Origin of the sequence: Lacrimispora sanguinis (assembly GCF_044987295.1) — a bacterium.
GTDB classification, from domain to species: domain Bacteria; phylum Bacillota; class Clostridia; order Lachnospirales; family Lachnospiraceae; genus Lacrimispora; species Lacrimispora celerecrescens_B.
In genome coordinates this window covers 5196327-5219987 of the sequence record NZ_CP173277.1, presented here as the reverse complement: position 1 = coordinate 5219987, position 23661 = coordinate 5196327, and the positions used below count along the sequence as shown (strand labels likewise).

Sequence of the window (23661 nt, the reverse complement as noted above, 5' to 3'; positions counted from 1 at the left end):
ACCCCTTTATATGTAATAAAAAAACATCTAAGCAAACAGTTAATATTTACTAATGGTTTTCGAAAAGTCAGCGGTTATTTGCTGTGAGTCCGCAAAATTGTGTTCTTCAGTATGAAGTAAGTTATGTGTTAAACTCATTGACTCTTCAACTTCTTTTAGTTTAAATTTTGAAATCAGATCTTTTAACAAATCTGACTGGCTGGAAAGCTCCTCACTTGCTGCAGCACTTTCCTCGGCGGTGGCGGCATTTGTTTGAACAACTGAGGAAATTTGCTCGATGCCCTGGCTCACATGTGCAATTGATGTCGCCTGCTCAACAGAAGCTTTGGCAATTTTTTCAATCAGCTCGACCGCTTCGCCTGTTACTGTAGCATTTTCTACTAAGGAAGCTGCGGTTCTACCTGCAATGCCCGAACCGTTTTTAACTGCGTCAATAGTTTCTTCGATCAGGACCGATGTACTCTTTGCTGCATCTGCCGATTTGCCTGCAAGATTCCGGACCTCATCGGCAACAACAGCAAAGCCCTTGCCGGAAGCTCCTGCTCTTGCGGCTTCAACCGCAGCATTTAAGGCAAGAATATTTGTTTGGAATGCAATATCGTCAATGATTTTAATAATTTTAGAAATTTCCGATGATTTTAAGGTGATTTGCTCCATTGCTACAAGCATATCCTTCATTTGTTCATTGCTGTTATGAAGTTCTTTGCCTGCAAATTCTGCCTTATTGCTTGCCAACTTGGCATTTTCTGCATTTTGCCTGATTTGCAATGTGATTTCCGCAATGGATGCTGACAGCTCCTCAACTGAGCTTGCCTGTTCGGTTGCACCCTGTGATAAGGTTTGTGCTCCATCCGACACTTGACCAGAGCCACTTGCAACCTGATCGGCTGCCTGATTAATTGTATATAGGGTACTATTTAGGTTCTCAATAAAAGCAATCATGTTGGTTTTAAGTTTTTCAAACTGTCCCTCGTAATTCATATGCAGTGATATCGCAAGATTTCCATTTGACATTTCTTCAAGGGAATTAGAAATCTCATCAATATAATCTTGATAGTTAACGAGTTGGTTAATGGTCATATTGAACGCATCAGCTAATTTTCCAACCTCATCTTTTGAATTTACTTTTAGGTTAACATCAAAATTACCTCTTGCAATGCTCTGTGCAGCTATGGTAATTTTCTTTACAGGTTTCGAAATAGTTCCGCTTATGATGAAAATAATCATCATCCCTATTAATATAACAATTATTGAAGCAAGAATAATTGTGGTTATAATAGCAGAGGTCTCTGCTATAATTTCCGATGTAAAAACACCTACTGCAACAATCCATTCCGTGCCGTCTATTGGAGCAAAAGCAACCATTTGGTCAACACCTTTATAGGCATATGATCCACTCCCAACTTGCCTTTTCATGGCAATATCCTCTATAAGTGTGGCAAGTGCAGAAAAATCCGGGTCTGTTTTTCCTAACTCCACATAGTTTACCTGATTTAAAACAAGTTCTTTATCACGGTCACCAACGGCTGTACCCGAGTTGTTAATTAGGTATCCAAAGCCTGTTTTCTTATATTCAAATTCGTTACATATTTCGGATAATGAACTACCGTCCTTAGTGCCGTAAAACACGCCCTTTATTTGGCCGTCTACATAAACAGGAGAGGCGTATATAAGAATTACTTCACCTGTGAGCTTGCTAATTATAACGTCAGAAACTGTAGAATTACCAGCCAATGCTGTCGTGTAGTATGGGCGATCGCTAATTTCGAGACTGTTATTTCCCTCTAACAGTTCGGTAGATTTACCATTTAAATCTGCAAAATAGAAAGCCAAATATCCCGACCTCTTAGCTTCCTCAGTAAAATAAGCCGTTTTTTTCTCGAGTGTATATTCACTATCTTTTAATACAGGGTTTTGTGCGAGAGTTTCAATATACTTCAACTCTGCTTGCACCATTTCACTAGTATATTTAGCCTCTTCCTGGGCCACAACCTCTATGTTTTCAAATGCATCCTTTATTAAGGTATCCTTCACCATGTTAATTGTTAGTAAACTCATACCTGCAATTAGAGCAATAATTATTATGGTGAATGCAAGTACCAGCTTAGTCCTTAAAGATTTCATATGTCCTCCTAATTTTTTGTTATAGTTGCTAATTTTATTACCAATTAGACAATAAATATTTAAAATGATAATGCATACAGTTTACAGCGTATATTGCTAAGATTTTAATGTTACTATCACACTTTGATGTTGATAGCTTCACGTTTTTATTTAAAGCAGTGGCATCACCGTTTTATCTGCAACCGCAAACGTGATGCCCCTGTTCTTTTGGAAGCCGCTTCAAAAAAGTTTTCCTTCAAACATTATACTTTCGTCCATCAGAATACGATTATAGGCTGGTGAACCAACCAATATAGGTTAATCATATATTGATTATTGGACATACTGTGCTTTTTTCTGTGCAAAATCTTCGCAGGCATCTTGCGTAATACTTCCCGCAACTTTTGATTATTCAATTTAACATTTCCTTTCTAATTTTTAAAATCCTGTCAATATTATCTTCTACGATCAACTAAAACAAGATCCATGAACTCGGATGCTGTAATTTTTATGGGAATTTTACCGTTCTTCTCGAAAATCAAACAGTTCCCATCTGTTCGCACACTTTGGAACATTTCCTCATCCCTTAAAGCTCCAAAGCGCATAGTATCTAATCTGTACTTGAAATTAAAATCAATAGTTGCACCTGTTCCCATCATTACTTTTAATCTGTATTCAGGTAAAGCATACGCATTTATGAAGTAACTCCTACTGTTTTCTAAAGGAAGATCATCATTAAGTTCAATATTTTCTCTAACATGCTTATCATTTTCAGCAATTAAGATTTTCAATGTCTATCTCCTTTCGTAAATGATTTCCAATCCTAAATCCTTGTAAAAGATAGATAGTTATCGCAGTCTTCAGTTATGACCTACTAGTCTGGAATCTCAGTAATGGGCTGTATCCCAATAATTTCGGTTATATATGTGATTTCCATTCCATACAGTTCAGTATTAATGTTAAAACCAAGGTTTTTCCCTTTCAAAGTGCCCTCATTTTCTCGTAAGTTTAATAAATCAGCTGTATTTGCCCTCCTTATTGTAAAAAAAAACAAAAGTAATCTACTATAATAATACAGTAGATTACTTTTTTCTTCATACCTATTTCGGTGGTAAATTCTATTTTTCGTCAAAATTCTTTTAAAAACAACTCAGCTCTTGAATGGATATCCAGTTTACTATACACATTTCTAAGAGTGGCTTTGACTGTCATATCAGATATGTAAAGCTTACCTGCAATTTCTTTAGCAGTTAACCGTTCTTTAGCAAGCAGTGCAATTTCCCTTTCTCTTGGAGTCAGGGGAGACCTATCTAGGTAAATCGCTTTTTTTATAACGCTTACACCTTTTTTCTGACGTTTACAGAGTGCCATCAGGTTCGCGTAGCTATTAGTCTCTCTGAACGGAATACTGCGAACCTCACCAGGGGGGAATTCTGTATAATCTGTTATCTTATCCTCAAGAGAAGTGGCTACTTGTGCCTGATCGCCTTCATAAAAGTCCATATTTAGTTCAGATAGGAAATCCTCCATACATTCCTGCTGAGCAAATGGAAGGTAGATGCGGTCGGGCAGAGCTAAACTAAGGGCTTCTTTTAAGTGAGCCTGTGCCTCCATCTGTTTTCCATTCCTGCGTTTTGCTACAGCAAGAAAGATTAGCCGATAAACTTGGGGCATTACATATTTTGCATTTTCTGTAGAATTCTTCGCACGATCAATTTCATACTGACAAATACCATAAAATTCATTATATCGTTTCTCTAACATAAGGAGCAATAAGTGTATTAATTGAGCATGTGGTACTACCGGAGCATATACTGTCTTTCTGATATCCTCCATATCGTAAAACCAATGAGAAACAAAATCCTTAGAATCAATCATTAGGCTTATAATTGACATGCAATACTCGACCATACGCAGTACATAAAGACTGGAATTTTCTTTTGGGTAGTCTTGAATTCTCTTTACTGCGCTGAAATAACCCTCAACATCGCCTCGCAAAATTGCAATACGGGTAAGAATCAGATCTGTGCGAAGGCACGTTTCAATTTGTTTGTAACTTCGAGCTTCATAGAGAGCACTATGGCATAGCACTTCGGCTTCGTTATAATTACCGCGCATGAGACTTACTTCCGCTAATATCACATAGTAAGCCCCTGCACCATGCCCCTGCGTAGATTTAAGATATAATGAACTTTCCTCCTCCATATATTTTAACATATCATCTAGTTTACCAGATTCACGCCAGAGCATATTTAGTACAGACACCCCACCAAAAAAAATAGGCATACTTGTTTTGACTATATCGGATGGCCTACCCAAAAGCTCCCAACATTTTTTTTGAGTCTTTTGCATTTTGTTAATATCATTAAATTCTCCCATGCTTTTCAAAAGCATAAATTCACCGTTTATTCGTTGCAATTGAGCTTTGCTATAACCAACTTTACTTTGGATTACAGAATAAATAAGGTCGTACAGCTTTTGATATTCATTATGATAGCCCTTCATTAGAGTCATATATCCAAACACAATCAAAGTAAAAGGATACTTACATAATATTGCATCCGGGCATTCATTAATTAGATTTATATAAAATCCTAATTGGTTTTTTTCTTTTTGTTGTGCAAAATAATCAAGAGTGAAGGGCAAAGACAGAATTTCGCCAAAACAACCAACCTTATAATAAAACTCCGCTGCCCGGTGGTACTGTGATCTATCAGTACATGCATCACCAGCCCTCCTGTAAATCACATTCTGATACGCTGTAGATGTTTGGTTATAAAACAGATTCCTCAAATAATCATGTAAAATACTGTGAATACTATAGCATTTATCCGGCAGATATCTTATAAAGTCGTTATTTTTAAGGAGATTTTGAGCATTCTCTGTTAGCACTTCCTCACCACTCATAAGTGCCGCCTGATGTTCCGTGAAGCTATCCAATACTGAAATTGATAGCAAAAAATTTTTTTCTTCCGGATCAAGATGATTCCATATGGCGTGTTCTACCAGTTGTTCAATATCTGCTGCAACTGTAAATGAACCCGTTTGCATATAGCTGATCATTTGCAAGCGAATAGCCGCTATCCATCCTTCAGTACTCATAAATATATCTTCCACTTGATCGATTGAAAGACGGATACCTCTCATATGAAACAAGCTGGAAATCCCGGTTCTGTCAAAAAAGAACGACGAGGTATCAATTAAATGTATAGTATCACTGCGTATTAAAAATTTCTGTCTCGCGTTAATCTGCTGAGTAATAAATATCATATGAAGATTCGGATTGCCATGGCGAGAAAATACATTTATTAATTCATGAGGAATATCGCAGTTAATAAGCTGATAGTTATCAACTACAATATACGTTTCTGTTACACAGTTGATATTCTTAAGATATGACATCATATAAAACAAAGTGTCCCTCGTGGGCATCTTGAGATTTTTTAAATCATCCGCAACTGTTCTATTTACATTTGAAATCAATTCACAAATACGTAACCATGTAGCAGATGCGGATTCCCCTAAACAGGTGTACCATAATTGGCGCGAAGAATCAGATATATTTTCCTTCAAGTATTCCCTAATAGCCGTTGTTTTGCCAAAACCATAAGGTGCTTCAATAATGGTTAATGGATAATATGATATTTTTTCTAGTTGTCTTTTAAGGATATCCGGAAAATAGTATTTTTGTTGCTGACCCAATCCCTCATGCATTTTGTCGCCTCCATTCCACCAGTGGGGAAAATTCCAATCTGCTGCAGTATTTATTTATAAAGAGATATTAGCCTTTTAATGTCTCTATTCTACCCCTTGCTTGGTTAATCACGCAATTCTGCTTTGAACTCCCCGTTATCCTATTTTTTCTGTACCTAAAATCCATCTTTAAGAAAATTTCATTTCACAACATTTTTTACCTTTTGTGTATTACATTGCGTCTAAAATCTTATCAAAGCTGATATTTTATTACCTGTAGTTTTTTGTTTTTGTTTGTATTATTATAAGCTACTTTATTAGATGAAATCAAGACAAATTCGCCATGTTGGGTTGATTTTACTATTGTTTTGTAATGTGTCGAATCATTACCTCAACCATTTCATTTATCATGTCTATCTGAGCTGGTTCCAAATGCTTAAATTGCTTGCCAAGTTGCTCCACGTTATCAGGAATAATGGGATTTTGCAGGAGATCTCCCAGCAGGTAATCGGCCGACGTTCCTAACACGTTGCATATCTTCAGAAAAAGAGAAAAACTGGGCAGGCTACCACCGCTCTCGATTTTACGAATATGCACTGCATTAACTCCACATAACTCTGATAATTGCTCGGAGGTTAAGCCCCTACTCTTACGTAATTGATTAATTCTTTTCCCAAATGATTGCTGCATTTAATCTCTCGCCTCACTTTTGTACCTTGAAACTTTAATTTGTATAGCATTAGTTTACAAAATCAATATTTCTATAAATAGCGCTTGCCATGCTACACAAAAAAATATAAAGTTACGTTTAGTCTTTCTGCCATAAGGTTTATAGGGTGATGTGAACAATAAAACTAATTCTAAAGTCATTCGCTTTTTACACATCTTTGACATATTTTTAGATAAGAGAAACCCACTCACGAGTGCCTTCACTAACTTCTTATGACTGGGTTTCTCGTTTATAATACTGCATCCAATATTTTCTTAATGTGCAATTCTACTCAGAATTGTTGATATCAAGCATTGGTAGTACTTTGCTACAATGATTTGCCGGTTACTGTTTGAATAATTCAATAATTCAATCTCTTATTTAAAAGGGGACGCAGAATCCAAGGAATATTCCCTCCAGAGGACTGCACACAGATTAAAGCTCTATGCTTATTACCCAAAAGTCTATGAGATTTATTGTTTTCATATCCTTTAGTTTTACCAGACTGGGACGATGCAATCAATATATTCCTTTACTGGTGCAGGAAAGGAAAGGCTCCACATCGGTGCTACCGGCACATTAATGTTAGCATCTCAAAATTGTTCACAAAGAGTTTCTATTCTCTAAACTTCTTCTTTTTCTTTGCTGCTTAAATTACTTCTGGTCTCTGCGCTTATTATGGCAACGCCCTGTAAAATAACAGCTCTTTGCCTTTGCTTGTCATACCCCGAGTATCTGCCAGACATAGGATGGTGCTGTTACCGCTCCATCACTGTCTGCGGCTGCTCCTGTGCCGTCATTTTCCGAAAGGTCAATAAATCCTGATTAAAGTCCTTAGTCTGCGGTGTCTGGATAAAGGTCTTGTAGCCCAAATCCGCAAAGACTTCAGCGGACATCTCCGCCTGAAGTTGCCCGTGGTTATGGGGCTGTCCCTTGGCGTTCTTGCCATCGGTATCATTATCATAGCAGAACACGATTTCCTCAATCTCCGGGTGCCGCTCTAAATAGCGGTACAGGGCCTTATCCGCCAGGCAGCCCTCGGCCACCCGGTGATCCTCTCGCCAGTCAATGCCGTGCAGCTTACACAGGGTGGCATGGCTCATGGCGTCAATGGGTGCTTCAAACTCATATATTCGGTTGGAGTGCCCCTCCATGCAAAAGCCGTAGGTCTTATCCGAGTTCTCCACATCCTGCCGAAAGCTGCTATCTACGCTGGGCGCCCGTAAAGCACAATAGCGTGCTTTTCCGGTTTCGTCGTAGCCGACAAATGCACAGTTATGAAAAGCGTAGGTACGGCCGTCCTTTTTGGCTTCCGTCCTGGCGCCATAAACCTTTCCCGCATTTATCATGGCATAGACGATTTCCTTGTCAATGCCACGGGTTTTAGTCAGATAGGCAATGGTGCGGTTGAAATCCTTGTCCTTGGGCGGCAGTATCAAATCGCCTTTGGGATTTTTTTCGCTGGGCGGGATATAGTGTTCGGTCATTTCATAGGCGCGGCAACCTAAAATCATTTCCACCGCGCCCTTGAAATCCTGCCCAAAATAGTCCTTCACAAAGTCGATGATATTTCCTTTTCGCTCGGTCGTAAAACAATAATATCCCCGTCCATGGTTGAAAAGGTAAAGACCGCCGCTGTTCTTCACATGAACAGAATGGCGGTCGCCTTTTTCAATCTCAAAGCCGTGTTGTAAGGCAAAATCAATCATATTCGTGTTAAAGACCTGTTTCATCTGTTCTTCGGTAAATGGCATGGGCCTTGACTGTGTTCTCAATCTCACTCACCTCCATCATAAAACCGCCCTAAAAGCAGGACGGTCAGCGTTCCATATCCATATCCTTGTTTTCTTCAGACAAAATCTCCGCCGTATGCTCCTGAAAGGTTTGCAGAATCTCTTTGATACCCTCCGGCAGCCTACTCTTGGAAATATGAATGTCACCGGAAATATCCGCTGTGTAGCAGTAGTCATAGGGTAAATACCTTGCGGTGATTTCACCGGCAAGGGCCTTCGGTAAATCATTATGCCCCTGTGAAACCACGCCATATTTACAGAGAAATTCTGTCTGGCAGTGCTCCCCGGAGGATGAAAGGTCTATGCCCAACAGCACAAGGGCGATTTCTCCGGTTTTCTTTCCCTGTACCACGCCGGGAACGACGGCATAGTCCTCCTGTATATCGCCATGACCGCAAACAAGCCGGGTATCTCCATACTGCTCCAGCATGGCCGTATGCAGGCGGTTCAAAATCCCTTTTGCATACGCCTTTTCCTTCGTTCGGTAGGAACGGTCAAGCTCGTTGTAGTCGATAAAGGGCAGGATATGCGCATTGATATAGCCAATATAGCTGTCCAGCTTACTTTGATTTTCTTCCATGTTATCTCTCCATTCCGTCATTGCCGTCCTGCAAAAACCCAAGCATACGCATTACATCCTCTATGCTGTTGCTTGCGGAGGGCATAATCTTGATTTCACACTCTGCATGATGAGCTTCCGCATTGGTATAGTGTTCCGGCTCCAGAAAACGTTTAGTGTAGTATTGGAGCTGCTCATCATTCAGAGAAATGTCATTTCCATGCCCATCACCAGCGCAGATGAAAAATGTACCGCAGATAATATCTTTGTTGCCAAGGCGGCGGTTTCCGGGCATACCAATCAGTTTGCCTTCCTCATTACAGTAAAGGCAGCAACCCAGCTCCGGCAAGGGAACAAATTCAATACAGCCGTCCACCAGCTTCTGCATAGTCCGATAATCGTTCTCTATCTGCTGGGCATAAGGGGCCTTTCCCGGTTCTACCACCAGCACACGGATTTTATTGTCCTCCATCTGCTGTTCAGGCTGTATAATATGAAACTGATCCTCATTTGGTATAAGCGCAAGTGAACGCCCATTCTGCCATTCCATGTGTAGCTGGCCTTGGTCATCAATGTGCTTCACCACTCCCTGCAAGCCATCAGGCATATCACGCTCTCCCTCCATGTGGTCAAGCTGGATGCGTGTGCCGGGCGGATATTTCTTTTTAATCTGCTCCACCTGATAAGGTTTCAAAAATCCCTGCATTGTGACCTCCTGTTCCAAGAAAAAATATTGGGGCATCACCATAACTGGCGATGCCCCGTAACAAATGTTTTTCACTTATTCAAAGAAAAACTCCACGCTGTATGTGATGTTGCTCTTGTTATACATACAGGTGTGCGGCGTATAATAGTAAAATTCAAGTTTTGTGTAAATACCAGCCTGCAATGTTCCATACATATGGACACCATTATAACTGTAAACCCGTGCGGGGTTTCCATCCGTAGCAGCAAAGGATGATCCGATTGAAGAATCGAAGGACACGGTTGGCAACTGCTCCCATCTTCCGGTCAGCCGGTTGTAGCCTCTTACCTGACCATAATCATAGCTTGCACTGTGCCCACTGACAGCCGGAACCGTAAATGTCCATGATGTGATGGTTGCACCATCTACGCCATCCTCAATAATCGTGGATTCCGGGCCGGTCAAGGTCATGCCTCCGCCACGGTTGGGATCAGCGACAAAAAAGATGATTGCCGCCCATGAAGACTCAGCGCCGGTACTGTCTACCGCTTTGACACGAACAGTATTTTTTCCGAGAGGATAGGTCTGCGTTTCCGCATTTCGCCCTTCCCAAACATAAGTAATTGCATCACCATCGGGATCGGTAGAAGCTGCTTTGATGGTAACTGCTGTTCCGGGCGCCACGCTGTTTCCATTTGGCGTTCTGGTAATCACCGGCGTTGTCGGCGCAGAGTTGGCAACGGTAAAGGTAGCTGCCGCCCAATCGGAAACACCGCCATAATTGTCTTTCGCTCTTACCTTGACAGTATGCGTACCAACAGGATAATAACGGTCAGCGGTCATGTTCTGATACTCGTAAATAACAGTATCTCCGTCCGGGTCGGTGCTGCTTACGGAGAAATTCACAAGAAAGCTGCCGCTCTTGGCTGTCCTCGTCACACTGGCCGAAAAAGCGGGCTTGCCGGGTGCGGCATTGGCGACAGTAAAGGTTGCCGTTGTCCAATCGGAAACACCGCCATAGCTGTCTTTCGCCCTTACCCTGACGGTGTGATTTCCGATGGGATAATAATTGTCTGCGTTCTTGCCCTCAAACTCATAAATGACCGTATCCCCGTCCGGGTCGGTGCTGGCGGCAGTGAGGTTCACCAAAAATTTGCCGTCAGCATATGTCCTTGTCACATCGGCCGTTAGGGTCGGTTTGCTGGGTGCGGTATTGGTAATCGTGATAGTTTGGGTGCAGACAAACACTCTGTCCAGTTCATCCGTGATGGATGCGGTGAGCTGATAGCTTCCTGCTGTATCCACATGAGCCGTGCCGCCGCCATTGCCCAGCGTCCCCTTAAAAAAGTCGGAAACTGCCACGGCCTCGCCATCCTTCGTTGCCGTCCATACAATACTCTTGCCGTTCAGATTGATGGAGCTGCTCATGTTGACAACAAAGTTTTGCCCTGTGTGAATCGCCGCTGGCATAGAGAAATCGCAGTTGTAAAGGGGGAAAATACTGATCTGTCTGCTGGCAGTAAACATCCTGCCCAGCGCATCCATCATGGTTGCGGTCAGACGGTATTCACCATTCTCTGTAAAGCGGATTTTACCGCCCTGTGCATTGAGAGAGCCGCTGACAGCCTGCTCCAAAGGAATGACCTTACCGTTTTTCATCAGTGACCATTCCACCGGCAGCACATTGTTGTTTCCCCTCGTTCTGACCTCAATCTGCGTATCGGTGTGCCCGGTGGCAGGAAGTTCAAAGGAGAGGGAAAGCACCGGCAAGACTTCGCATCTTCCGCTGTTAAAATGGAATACCCGTCCTGTGGCGTCTGTCACCCGTGCCTGCAAATCATATACTCCCGCACGTTTGAAGTGAATGGAGCCGCCCTGATTGCTGAGTTGGCCGTCGATGTAAACCGCCCAATCCTGAAAGCCATAAGTATTGTCAACATACCATACCGCCGTCAGCCCCTCCATATCGGTAAGGGCAGTATCAACCGTCACCATATCATCGGTGTGAACGGCGGCAGGCAGATTGAACGCCATGCCGGGGATAGGATAAACCTTGACAGTCTTGCTGTCCTCAAAAGTCCTCCCGGCCTCATCGGTTACGGCTGCGGTCACTGTGTAACTGCCCTTTTCTAAAAAGCGGATAGAACCGCCCTTGTCGGTCAGTTCATGCTCCGGCTGTATCGGCACATTGCCTTTCGCCATGCTCCAAGCCACAGGCAGGGAACCGGCGTTTGACAGCTTGACAGAAGCCGTTGCCACCTTATCCGTGTGGGTTTCCTTGGTGAGTTCCATTGCAACCGTGATGACAGGATATACTTTTACAGGGGCGGTGTAGGTAAAGCTGCGGCCGGTGCTGTCGGTAACAGCCGCCTGCAAAACATATTCACCAATCTCGGAAAAGCGGATTTTGCCGCCCTCATTGGTGAGCGTTCCGTCAAAGCCGTTCTCCGGTGTGATTGGCTTGCCATCCTTCGTCAAGCTCCATTCGGCAGTCAATCCCGCTGTTTCCTGAAAGCTGGTCTTGACCTCCACGGCTGTGTCGGTGTGGCCCTGAGGGGGGATATAAAAGCCTGTTTCCGCAACAGGATAAATAACAATGCTGGCCTCATGGCTGTATTCCCGTCCGAGGGCATCAAGCAGAATAGCTTTCAGCGTATAGGTGCCTTTCTGCTTAAAGCGGACCGTGCCGCCCTCATTAGTCAGGCTGCCCTCCAGCACCGATGTGAGGGGTGTGATTTCTCCATTGTAAAGTACCGTCCAGTCAGCGGTCATGTCCTGCAATTCAGAGGACACTACCTTTATTTCAATGGGTTTATCGGTGTGGGTAGTGGCGGGAAGTTCAAACACAAAGGCTGCTACAGGGTAGATTTTAATATCTGCTTTTCTGCTGAACGCTCTGCCAGCCTTATCGGTAGCTGTGGCGGTCAGGCTGTAATCTCCTTTGCCGAGGAAACGCACCGTGCCGCCAGTATTGTCCAGCTTGCCCTCCATACAGTCAGCCAGGGAGATTTCCTCCCCATCCTTGGTTGCAGTCCATGCAAGCGTAAGATCGCCCAACTCCTTGGTATTCACAGCAACGGTAACAGGGGTATCGGTGTGGGCGGCGACAGGAGCCTGTATGCCAATTTCGATAATAGGATAAACCTCTACATCAGCTTTGCCGAAAAATTCCCGGCTGGTTTCATCGTAGGCGGCAGCCTTCAGGATATAGCTGCCCTTATCCTTGATTTGGATAGAGCCGCCATCATTGGCAAGGGAGCCTGTTACAGCTTCCTGCCATTTCACCTCGCTGCCATCCTTGTAGATGTGCCAGTTTAATTGCTGCTTCACATTGTCGGAAAGCGTAGTTTTTACCACAAAGGATTGATCCGTATGGGCGGTTTTGTCTGCCTCTATTTTAATGTCAAAGGTAGGGTGAATGGTGATTTTCTTGGTAAAGGTATAGGCACGGTTGCCATAGTTTTGAGCTGCGGCAGTCAAAACATACTGTCCCGGCTGGGTAATGGTGATTTTTCCGCCATTCTTATCAAGCGTGCCTTTCAGAAAATCCCCCTGTGGGATATCTTTCCCGTCCTCGGCAACATTCCAATCCAGCGACTTCACGTTGCGCAGTGTGGTCTTTACCTCAAACTCCATATCCGCGTGACTGTACTCAGGGATAAGGATTTCTACCACAGCGGCGGGATAACTGGTACTGCCGCCGCCTGAACCGCCGCCGCCCGGTTTGTCAGGCGTACTTGGCTTTTCTTCCTGTTTCGGCGGCTCGGTGGGCTTTGTCGGCTCCACAGGCTCGCTTGGCTTAGGTGCGGGGGTAACAGGCGGTACGGTAGGTTTGGGTGTCGGGGTTACAGGCGGTACAGTGGGGTCGGCAGGCTTGAGCGGCGCTGACGGTTTTTCCGCAGGCTTTGCAGGGTAAGGCCTATCCTTGCCTTGTTCCGTATCCCTGCCGCCGTTCTCGGTATCATCCAGCTTGCTATCCTCAATGCCCTGTTGAATTGTGTCATCAGGCAGATTGCCGGGGCTTCCTTGGTCAATTTCCGGGATTACGATTTTGTCGCCGGGGGTGGGAGCCGGATTGCCGCTGTCCGTCACAGCAGGCAGTGACGGGTCTTTCTGTGAAAGTTGAATGGAGCAGCTTACCAGCCCGATAATAAAAATAAGGAGGGCGATGATGGAAAGCACCACCACCGCCCGTTTGGTTTTGGGATTCATCTTCTTTTTCATTCTCTATCCTCCATTTCAAATTCATGTTCTTGCTCCAAAGCAGATTCGATTTCTGCCTTTGACATGGCGCACTCTGCTTTATGGATGATGCGATCCAGCAGGGGAGCCTTTTCGGAATTGTTCTCCATCCCTGCCTGTACCGCAAGAGAGCAGATTTCCCGCATTTCCTCATGGGAAAACAGCGGGGTGCAGTCCTGCTTGAAATATTGCAAGGTGTCCCGTTCCTCGGCTGTCATGCCGAACAAAGCGCCCCTGTAATGGTGTTCTTGATAATTTTTCCGGTCGGCAAGCAGCTCCTTGGAGCAATCCGGGGAAAGAGCATAGCAGGAAAGACCGTTTTTTACCGCCTTTTCCGCATCCAAAGGGCCGGTTAGAACCAGATCATCGGCGGTATAGCCATAATCATGGAGCCGGTCACGATCCAGTCGTTTCACATAATCATCAATCCCCATCGGCTCGGTGGCATCCCAAAACAGTCCGTGTGCTTCTATGACCGCACGGGCAAACTGAACGGAGTTTTCCACCTGAAATGCAATTCGTTCCACTGTACCGTAACGCTGGGCGATAGATTGATAATTCTCGTCATACTCCTGATATGAAAAGGTGCGCAAATCGTTGGGATTCTTGAACACTACTTCTACGGTAGCCGGTTCAAAGGAATGGGTGCAGAGATAGTCCAAGTGCTTCTGATAATCTATCTCCACAATATCGCCCATAACCTTTTCATCCCGCATACCTTTCAGTTCAATCCAAAAGGTTTTAACGTGTTCGCTCCTATTCCCGGCGCCGTAGTAATTCCATGTGTTATGCGCATTGGTTCTGCGGATGTAGACATCCGGTTCTGCAAAGCACCATGTTCCGCCGCCCCTGCTCATCCAGAAGAAATGCCGCTGGGCATTACGGTCATTGGCGGCCGCCCGCAGTTTTTCCATATCGTAGTTGAAGTCCGTTTGATAATAGTCGGTGTTATGCTCCACAATTTTTTGGAGGGTTTCCAGCACATCCACATTCAAAAAATGGGCGTTTCCATACAGGTGGTAGCCCTGCCCTTTGAGCGTGTCCCGCAGTTCCGCCATGATTTGTTCTCTGGAGCCACGGACTGAGCAGCCGTTGTATCGGTTTCTATCTGCAAAATCTTCACCCATATCAACCCGAAACAGGCGTAAACCCTTGCTTTGGGGGAGGACAAAGTTGCAGATGGATTCCGGCTGTTCATCGACGGAACGGATTTCCTCAAAAACCCGGCGCATATCGCCCTCCACAACAGGTGTACCTTGCCGGATTTGCCCTAACTGGTCGCGGGGCATGGTGAGCGTCCACAGGGAATAATCGTCCGGACCGAATTTGGTAATGGTGTTGATTTGGCTATATTCCATGTTCAACCTCCTGTTCCGGCGCGGCTTCTTGCGCCATACTCTGCTGGGGTAGATTGCTTTCCAGTTTTTCTATGACGGCCTGCAATTCCTTTTCGCTTTCAAAGGTCAGGTCATCGTCATGCCGTCCACGAAACACACAGGACTGATACAGAACCGCCATCTCATCCTCTGAGAAAAGCTGGTTTTCGTCAATCAGGCCAGAGCGCACGGCAAAATCCTTCAAAGCGCCCTCATAATTGGTTTCATAATAATGTCCGAGGGTCACTCCGGTGCGGTCATAGTCGTACTGCCATGTGACAAAGCGGATTTCATTATCCTTGGACTGCTTGGCGGCAAGAAGATGATTTCCAAACTCTGAAATCAGCCGAAAGTCACGGACCCCTTCACAGTCAAGCGGTTTTGCGTTCAGGTATAAGTCATAACGCTCTTTTAGGTCTAACAGCAGATTGTGCAGTTCCTTACGTTCCGTCACAAAAGGGCTGTCCCGCCTGAAACGCATGGCGCCGGTCTTTTCAAATTTGCAGATTTCCTCCTGATTCCGAAAAGCAGACAAAAGAAGCTGCGGGTCATGCTCCGCAGCTTCTTCACGAACAGAATACCCTAAGACTGATGCTTTTTTCTTGAAAAGCTCGGCCAGTTCGGGCGAAATATCGTGTTTCAAAAAAATCCCTCCTATCTATCCATTTCTTCTGAATCTACATCAACAGGGTCATTCTCCATTTCAAGCAGGCTTTCTCGGAACGCCGGGAAATCCTCGTCCGAAATACCGTAGTCACGCCAAGCATTCCAGTCAGGGAGCAGAGAAGTATCCTCCGAGGACAGTTCTGAGTAATCGGACAGGCTGATGATTTCCGGTATATCACGTTCTCCCATCTGCATAGGTGCAAGAACCGGGATAAGTTGGGTAGCCAAATAGCTTTGGTCATAGCACCTATCAATGAAACCCATCCGTGTGTTCAAAAGAAAATGACCTTCCAAGGTTTCCATAGTTATTTTAGATGCAAAGGGGTATTTTGCGATAAAGGCAGCAATGTTTTCTGCGTCTGCCTTGATGCAAAGCTGTATGTCCTCGTCCATCCCCTGCGTGTAAGCTGCTAAGTATTTCTGATTCATATATCCTCCTATCTTTCAAATTCGTTTTCATCGTTTTCCGATGCGTAAACGGACACTTTTTCAGGCTCAAAGCCCTGATGCTTGATGTTGGTAAACCACTGTGACATGAAATCCTTCAAATCACGCACCCTTGATGGCGGTACGCTGTCAGTTTCATAAAAAAGCCCTATATCGTCCTGCAAGAACGATGTAGGGTGAATGGAACATGTCTGTTTCTCAATGGTAAAGGTAATCTCAGGGTCACGCATGGAATCACCGTTTTGTCTGTAATAATGAGCGATACTGTACTCATCACCGCCTATGGCTTCCAGCACCAAATCCTCAAAATCTTCGCTTTTTAGCTTCATGTAATATGCTTCCCCCTCAAGGATGGGACCTGCGAAAACCGCCAGCTTCTGATACAGCCGCTGTTCCAGCGTGAGGTGTGCAGAGGGGGGAGCCGTTCTGATTGGCGCATCTGCTTCCTCGTCTGGCTCATAATTCATAACATCCTCATTATCCTCGTCCGGCTCTAAAACAGGATCAGGGGTATCCTTAAATTCTAAGGCAAGGTCAAGCTCAACCTTTTTCCGCTGTAACTGCACCAGTTTTTCTTCCCCGGTAAAGGGCTTTTCACTTTCCAGCCTTGCCGCCTCAAGCTGGCGGTTCAAATCCGCAAGCTCGTTCTTGGCGACTTCCAATTCTGATGTAATGCGTTCCGCAAGGTTCTCGATGCGGGTGATGTTTCCCAGCTCCGACTCACCCAAATCTGTGGTATAGGTACATTTGCCGCATAGTTGAATTTCTACACCATCTCCCATGCGCCGTATCAAACGGATTGGAAAGCCTGCATAGCTGCCCACATCAAGGGTATCTCCGGTGTTTCGACCCAGCTTGCGGGAACGAACCATGAAGTGTTCCGCAGCCTTGGTTCGCTCATCATGGAGCCTGCCGTCTATGGTCATTTGAAACTCGGACGGCTTGTTTCCTGTATAGTCGGCAAGGTCAGCTTCCATTCCTGTTATTTTACGCTCGGTTGCGGCAATCTTGCTTGGATAGTGCTTTCCGATTTTGTACTGAAGGTCGTTGCGCTGGCTCTGCCATGCGGATTTCAGCACCGTCAGGCGGCTGATCTCGTTATCAGTTTCCATCTTCTCCTTAATTCTTGGGTCGGAGGTTGCAAGGGCCTTAAATTCAGCATACTGGAGCATAGTGCTGTCCACATCCTCACAGGTTCTAAGGGTAGAACGACCTGTCATAATCTGGCTGATATACCGCTGTTTCTGTTCCAAAATCTGCCACAGGTACGCATCAAAGGTATTCTCTGTGATGTAGTTGAAGATGGAAATTTCCTCGTTGTCGTTGCCCTGACGGAGAATGCGGCCGTTGCGCTGAATGAGGTCGGAGGGGCGCCACGGCACATCGAGATGATGGAGCGCCACCAGCTTATTTTGAACATTCATGCCGGTTCCCATCTTCCCGGTGCTGCCCATCAAGATGCGTATTTCACCGGTTCGTACCTTTTCAAAAAGCTGCTCCCGCTGTACGTCCGTCTTGGCATCGTGAATAAAGGCGATTTCCTCCGGCTTTACCCCCTGTGCTATCAGCACCGCCTTGGTAGCCTCGTAAAAATTAAAGCTGCCGTCACCCTTGGGTGTGCCTTGATCGCAGAAAATAAGCTGGGTCAATCGGTTCTCAGCGGTTTCATGGTAGATTTCAGCCGCTTTCCGTGCGCAGACGTTGAGTTTCGTATTGGGGTCATCCGGTAAATCCGGGTCAATGGCTCTCGGATCAGTGGACAGCAGGCGGGCCTCCAGCGTGAGCTTCAGGAAATTATCCTCGGAGCTGTCCACTTGACCGTTGCGTATTTTCTCCGCCCGTTCTCCCAACTCCATTACAAGGCGTTTCTGCTCCGGGGTACATTCCGTTTTGATAACCTGTGGACCGCCGGTTTTCAGTTTTGGAGTAGGCAAGTCCAGCATATCAGCGGTTTTGATGTCTGCAATCATGTGGAACATAGCCATCAGCTCAGGCAAGTTGTGAAACCGAGCAAAACGGTTTTTCATCTGGTAGCCGTTGCCCTCCGGCTTGATTTCCAATGAGGACTCCACCACGCCAAAGGTACTTGCCCATGCGTCAAACATCAGTAAGCCACGCTTTTCCAGCTCCCATGGCTGCAAGGTCTTTTGCAGGACATACAACTCCGCCATCGTGTTGGAGATCGGAGTGCCGGTCAGGTAAACCACACCTTTGCCGTTGTTCAGGTCATTGATGTACTGGCATTTTTGGTGCATATCCATGGCGCGCTGGCTGCTGACCCCGGTAACTCCGGCCACATTCCGCATTTTCGTATAGGAGAAGTTGTTTTTATAGGCATGGGCTTCATCCACAATCAGGGCGTCTACACCCAATTCCTCAAAGTTGATAACACCGTCTTTTTTCTCTGCATTAAACAGCCTGTCATAGCGAAACTGGAGGTTGGACTTGAAAATCTGCATCTGTTTGAGTGTCCAGTCCTTGCCGTCACGGGCTTTTACCTCTGCGATTGCTTCTGTAATAGCCGCCATTTCCGACTCCATAGCCGCAAGCTGGCGCTCTCTGGATAAGCCAATCAGTTCAAAGCTGCTATGCCCCATGATGATGGCGTCATGCTCACCGGTGGCAATCCTGCTGACAAATCGGCGGCGGTTCTTTCGCTCAAAATCCTTTTTTTCGGCCACCAAAATATTGGCGTTGGGATACATCTTCATATAGTGCGCTGCCCATTCGCCAACAAGATGATTTGGTACGGCATACAGGGGCTTGTGGACTGCTCCCAGCCGTTTCATTTCGTAGCCAAGGCCGACAGCGGCGTAGGTTTTCCCAGCGCCAACTTCGTGTGCCATCAGCAGATTGCCGTCACTGTAAAGCCCATGGGCAATGACATCACTTTGGTGCTTACGGAGCTTGATGCCCTCTGCCATATCCGGCATGAGCAGGGCATCACCGCTGTATTCACGGGGACGGATGTTATTGAAACGGTCATTGTAGAGCTTTGTCAGGCTTGCTCCACGCTCTGGATCGGCAAACAGCCAGCTTTCAAAGGCCATCTTGATTTCTGCCTGTTTTTCACGGGCCAGAATGGTTTCCTTTTTATTAAGAACGTACTTCGTTTTTTCCTCCCCGGTATTCGGGTCAATATAATCAACCGGGTCTTTGACCTCCACAGGTCGGAGGTTGAGGGTGGTTTCCAGTATTTCGTAAGCATTGAGCCGTTCCGTGCCGTAAGACTGGTTGACTGTTACGGAATTGCTTTCAGCGCTTTTATTAGAAATATAATAGGCGCCGCTGTATTTGGAAAATTCAAGGGAAATGCTAAAGCGGCCGTCTTGAAGGCTGGGTGCGGTCTGAAAGGTATCATACATGAATTGCTGGTAAATCTCCGGGGGAATCCATGTAGAGCCAAGGGTGAAGCTGATGTCCTGCGGAGTCAGGGGAACCGGCTGCACCAGCTTCAATGCCTCTGCATTTCGGCTGAACCGTTCCGGTTCTTCATCTGCTTTCAAAATTGCCGTCACCAGCTTATCCTTGACATAGCCGCTTAGATACTCGTCAGCGGTTTTCCAGCCAGTGTGCGGGTTGCCGGTGTAATCATTGGGGTCTTGGTAAATCTTATCCCCCAGCTCATCAATGATTTCCTCCGGTGTAGCCTTGCGGTGATCGGGATACTGATAGAGCCAGGACATATAGGCAAGGTCAACCTTGCCCTTCACATTGAGGGAAACCATCAGGGCTTCCTCCGCCGAAAACACCGTTTTGGGCATGACCTTGGGCTTGATGGTCGCTTTGTAGAAGATAGCGGTCTTTTCCCATACATCCTTTTTGTCCTTCTTCTCCACCTCAATGGAACGGAGCAGAGGGGCATTGGAATCCCTTGAAAATGCAATCACATTGGCATAGGAATTGAGATACCCCTGCTTTTTGACAAAGCCATCATAAACATGGTTGAGATGGGCGATATGCTCCTGAAGCTGCTTTTCATATTCCATGGTGGGCAGTTCATGGAGGTCTGCATATTCGCTGTTTTGGAAGTCAATCAGACTGCGGATGGCTGCCGTGACCTCCACCATGCCTTGAATACGCTCGGCTTTCCGGCCGGTGATGTTTTGCTTATACATCCGAGAATTTTCACGGTAGTACAACTCACCGTCTACCAGCCCATAGCTGAAATTACGCACATTGGGGTCGGCTGGAATGGATTCGGGCAGCACTTCCTTTTCGCCCTCATATTCGGAGGTGGCCTCGGTATATTCGCCGTCCAGATAGGAAATGGCACGCTCCAGCCGTTCATTCAAGTCCTCTCCGGCTATCGGGTGGCAGGCGGTGGTCTTTTCGTTGCCGAACATGGACTCGTCAAACACCATCTCACCCAGCACCATTTCCGGGTGGTCGATAAAATAGGTGTTCATGGGAATGCCGTTTTCGTCTTGCTCTACGGTCAGCCAAGGACTGCTTTCCTCGTCCGGCACAATTTCCCGTTCCCGCTTTTTCAGAAAAAGAATATCTGTGGTGGCTTCAGTTCCGGCAACCTGTTTGAACGAATTGTTCGGCAGGCGGACAGCTCCAATCAATTCGGCTTTCCCTGCGATATAACGGCGCATACTGGAATTTACTTTATCCATGGTAAATTTGGAGGTAATCAGCGCCATCATGCCGCCCGGACGGATCTTATCCAGTGATTTTGCTATAAAATAGTCGTGAATGTGGAAGTTGTGTTTATTGTAGCGGGGGTCATCCACCTTGATGGAGTTAAACGGCACGTTACCTACCATCATATCGAAAAAATGGTCGGGGAAAGCCGTCTTTTCAAAGCCCATCACCTGAATATCCGCATTGGGATAAAGATGTTTTGCGATCTGTCCGGGGATGGGGTCGATTTCGCAGCCGTAAAGCTTGGAGGACTCCATGCTCTCCGGCAATACGGAAAAGAAGTTGCCCGTACCAAGAGCGGGGTCTAAGATGTTGCCGCCCCGGAACCCCATTCGCTCCAGCCCTTTATAGATATGGCTGACGATGCTCTGCTCCGTATAATAGGAAGTCAGGGTGCTTTTCTGTGCCGCCTGCAATTCCTCGTCTGTCAGCAGTTCTTTAATTTCCGCGTATTCTGTTTCCCATCCGCTTTTATCCGGTGTAAGGGCATTTGCAAGCCCACCCCAGCCGACAAATCGGGCAAGGGTGATCTGTTCCTCCGCTGTTGCTGGGCGCCCTTGTGCTTGCAACTCCTTTAGAAGCCGAATGGCTGCAATGTTGTTTTTGAATTTGGTTTTCCGGCCGTCGTCGTAAAGATGATGGTCGGGGGAATAGCGGTAATTGAAACCCTCGCCCCAAGCACGGGCATGGAAATCATCCATAATGGTACGGTTGTACTCATCATTGGACTGGTTGACAAGGGCGGCGGCTTGGATGGCAGCCTGCGTTTCCTCTGAAAAATCACCACTCTGCACGCTTTCTACCACCATGGTAGCAATCTCACCATCAGTGTAATGGTCTTTCAGCGGCTTGCAATCCGCAATGGCAGACAGCGGCACACGCTCGGTAATTTTAAGACTGTTGAGGTTTATAAGCTGTGCAATATCCCCGATTTCAACCGTGCGCCCATCATGCAGGAATTTAACGATTTCATATACACGGTCGTTATAATAAATGCGTTCGCCCTCCACAAACGGCAGGGGCTGTGGTTCGCCGGAATTCCCATCAATCACGCTGTCATTGTTATCGTCTGTACCGTCCTCGTAGCTGTCCTGTGAAACGGGAGCCATGTCGAACAAGGTAAGCTGCCTGTCGGGAGGTTCCTGCGCCGGTTCGGGGGCAGGGATATATACGGCTCTGCCCTCGGCTTCCATCTCCGCTTTATCTTTTTCCGCAAGGTAGCGGTCTTGACGGATCAGGTCAGAGATACCACTTTCCACCTGATTCCATGAAAGGACTTCATGTAGTTCCAGCGAACCAAGCCGATAATCAATCGCCAGCCCCTTGGGGGTAGATTCTAAATGCCATTGGTCGCCATTGGGGGATTTGCTGTAACAGCCGTAGGAATTGTATTCCTTCCTAATAAATGACACACGATCCTTCTTGGCAGGCATGGACAGCATCACTTGAAAAATCCGTTGCCTGCCGCCCTGTGTGCCGCTGCCATGCTGAAGGTATTCGTCAATGATTTTTTGTCTGTCCGTTTCCGACAACCCGACAGACGCAAGCGGTTCATCAGGACTATTTTCGTCCTCGTCTGTAAAACCCTGCATTTCCTCCTGTTCATCGGGGATGGCATAATCATCAATCACAGTATCTGCGGAGCTGAACGGATATGCCCCGGTCAGAATCAATCGGTCAATCCGGTCTGTGAGCCTGCCATAGTCCTCGGTGAATTGCTGATCCCCGATTTCAAAAGTCAGCCCATCATCACTTGCGGTGAGATATAGATGCTCCCCGGTTTCTGTAATATATTCGGTATCCAGTTTGCCATAAAAGGCTTTCAGGATTTTGGCTTTCGTAGTCTGCTTGTGTCCGCCCTCAAAGAATTTATGGATTTCCGCTGTCCATTCCCTTGTATCAGGGGTAATGTCATCAGCACACAGCACCATATCAATGAGGTCGGAGATTTCTTCTTCGTCCAGTGCAGAAACCTGTTCAGGGGCTTCCTGCACGGAAACAGGTTCAGGTGGTTTCGATGTAGGCGGGACAGAAAAAAAGCCGCCCACAGACGGCTGTTTACCATCTGAGGGCGGCTCTGTGCTATGTGTTATCGGATTTGCAGTACCACTTCGCTGATCACGATTTCCTCCGCTGTGTCGGTTATCATGCCCATGTGGGCGGCTCTCTCCATCGTGTCCTCGGTGTCCGGCATCGGCTGTGCGGTGAGAAGCTCCTGTATCAGCCGTTCCTTGCGGCTCTCGGTTTCCTCGTCCACTTTCAAAATAATCTCGTTGATTTTGCCCTGTGCTACCAGCTCCGACAGGCGGTGCGGGTGGTTCTCCAGCATGAAGTTCTTCCACAGGTTCCCGAATCTGCCCACCGGCATCTGGTCGGTTTTCACGTTCTCCGAGATTTGCAGTTCGGGGTAGAGCAGACCGTCCTCGCCCTTCCGGTAATTGAGGTTCATTAACGGTTCGGTTCTCATAAATTTGGCTCCTTTCGATTTTAATTTGTTGGATTTCCTGATGGATTTCTCTCAGGATGGGTCTTGCAAGGGAAACCGTACAGCTTCCCATAGTCATAAACAGCTCCATGCTGTTAAAGTGGCTGATGTTCTCAAAGGTGTGTTCATCAAACATCTCGGTGGAAAGCCCACATTTGCAGAACACCGTATAAGCTACGCTGTCGGTGACAAGCTCCATAAACTCCGCTTTTACCGCTTCAATGGGAGCATCGTAGAGTACACTACTCTCGTC

14 protein-coding genes are annotated in these 23661 nt (G+C 46.2%); all 14 read right to left on the bottom strand.

All coding sequences use genetic code 11. From position 1 onward, the window contains the following. Window positions 1-39: 39 nt before the first annotated feature. Window positions 40-2124 carry a methyl-accepting chemotaxis protein gene (locus ACHZES_RS24370; RefSeq protein WP_395547508.1) on the bottom strand — a complete coding sequence of 695 codons (2085 nt, stop codon included), beginning with the start codon at window positions 2122-2124 and terminating at the stop codon, window positions 40-42. A 434-nt stretch (window positions 2125-2558) separates the two neighbouring features. Then, entirely contained in the window at window positions 2559-2894 is a 336-nt protein-coding gene (locus tag ACHZES_RS24365) for a hypothetical protein (protein WP_395547509.1), read from the bottom strand. A 337-nt stretch (window positions 2895-3231) separates the two neighbouring features. Continuing rightward, window positions 3232-5817 (bottom strand): LuxR C-terminal-related transcriptional regulator, encoded by a 2586-nt coding sequence (locus ACHZES_RS24360; RefSeq protein ID WP_395547510.1) that lies wholly within the window; start codon window positions 5815-5817, stop codon window positions 3232-3234. A gap of 339 nt (window positions 5818-6156) precedes the next feature. Further along, the gene (locus ACHZES_RS24355) at window positions 6157-6486 is read right to left on the bottom strand and encodes a helix-turn-helix domain-containing protein (protein ID WP_395547511.1); all 330 of its coding nucleotides are present in this window, start codon (window positions 6484-6486) and stop codon (window positions 6157-6159) included. A gap of 642 nt (window positions 6487-7128) precedes the next feature. Further along, on the bottom strand, window positions 7129-7251 hold the full coding sequence (locus ACHZES_RS24350; RefSeq protein ID WP_404820292.1) for a hypothetical protein: 123 nt from the start codon (window positions 7249-7251) through the stop codon (window positions 7129-7131). Window positions 7252-7263: 12 nt separating this feature from the next. Then, window positions 7264-8286 (bottom strand): DUF3991 domain-containing protein, encoded by a 1023-nt coding sequence (locus ACHZES_RS24345; RefSeq protein ID WP_395547512.1) that lies wholly within the window; start codon window positions 8284-8286, stop codon window positions 7264-7266. Between the two features lie 37 nt (window positions 8287-8323). Continuing rightward, the gene (locus tag ACHZES_RS24340; RefSeq protein WP_395547513.1) at window positions 8324-8878 is read right to left on the bottom strand and encodes a hypothetical protein; all 555 of its coding nucleotides are present in this window, start codon (window positions 8876-8878) and stop codon (window positions 8324-8326) included. 1 nt (window position 8879) lies between these two features. Further along, window positions 8880-9563, bottom strand: a complete 684-nt coding sequence (locus ACHZES_RS24335; RefSeq protein WP_395547514.1) for a DUF4314 domain-containing protein — start codon at window positions 9561-9563, stop codon at window positions 8880-8882. A 75-nt stretch (window positions 9564-9638) separates the two neighbouring features. Further along, window positions 9639-13766: an S-layer homology domain-containing protein gene (locus ACHZES_RS24330; RefSeq protein WP_395547515.1), complete on the bottom strand. Its 4128-nt coding sequence runs from the start codon at window positions 13764-13766 to the stop codon at window positions 9639-9641. Continuing rightward, on the bottom strand, window positions 13763-15142 hold the full coding sequence (locus ACHZES_RS24325; protein ID WP_395547517.1) for a hypothetical protein: 1380 nt from the start codon (window positions 15140-15142) through the stop codon (window positions 13763-13765). The genes ACHZES_RS24330 and ACHZES_RS24325 overlap by 4 nt, the downstream gene beginning before the upstream one ends. Next, the gene (locus ACHZES_RS24320) at window positions 15132-15803 is read right to left on the bottom strand and encodes a hypothetical protein (RefSeq protein WP_395547518.1); all 672 of its coding nucleotides are present in this window, start codon (window positions 15801-15803) and stop codon (window positions 15132-15134) included. The genes ACHZES_RS24325 and ACHZES_RS24320 overlap by 11 nt, the downstream gene beginning before the upstream one ends. A gap of 11 nt (window positions 15804-15814) precedes the next feature. Then, the gene (locus tag ACHZES_RS24315; RefSeq protein WP_395547519.1) at window positions 15815-16255 is read right to left on the bottom strand and encodes a hypothetical protein; all 441 of its coding nucleotides are present in this window, start codon (window positions 16253-16255) and stop codon (window positions 15815-15817) included. 8 nt (window positions 16256-16263) lie between these two features. Beyond that, complete coding sequence (locus tag ACHZES_RS24310) at window positions 16264-18129, bottom strand: DUF6908 domain-containing protein (RefSeq protein ID WP_404820406.1); 1866 nt, start codon at window positions 18127-18129, stop codon at window positions 16264-16266. Between the two features lie 4883 nt (window positions 18130-23012). Continuing rightward, complete coding sequence (locus ACHZES_RS24305) at window positions 23013-23291, bottom strand: TnpV protein (RefSeq protein WP_404820405.1); 279 nt, start codon at window positions 23289-23291, stop codon at window positions 23013-23015. Window positions 23292-23661: the final 370 nt, after the last annotated feature.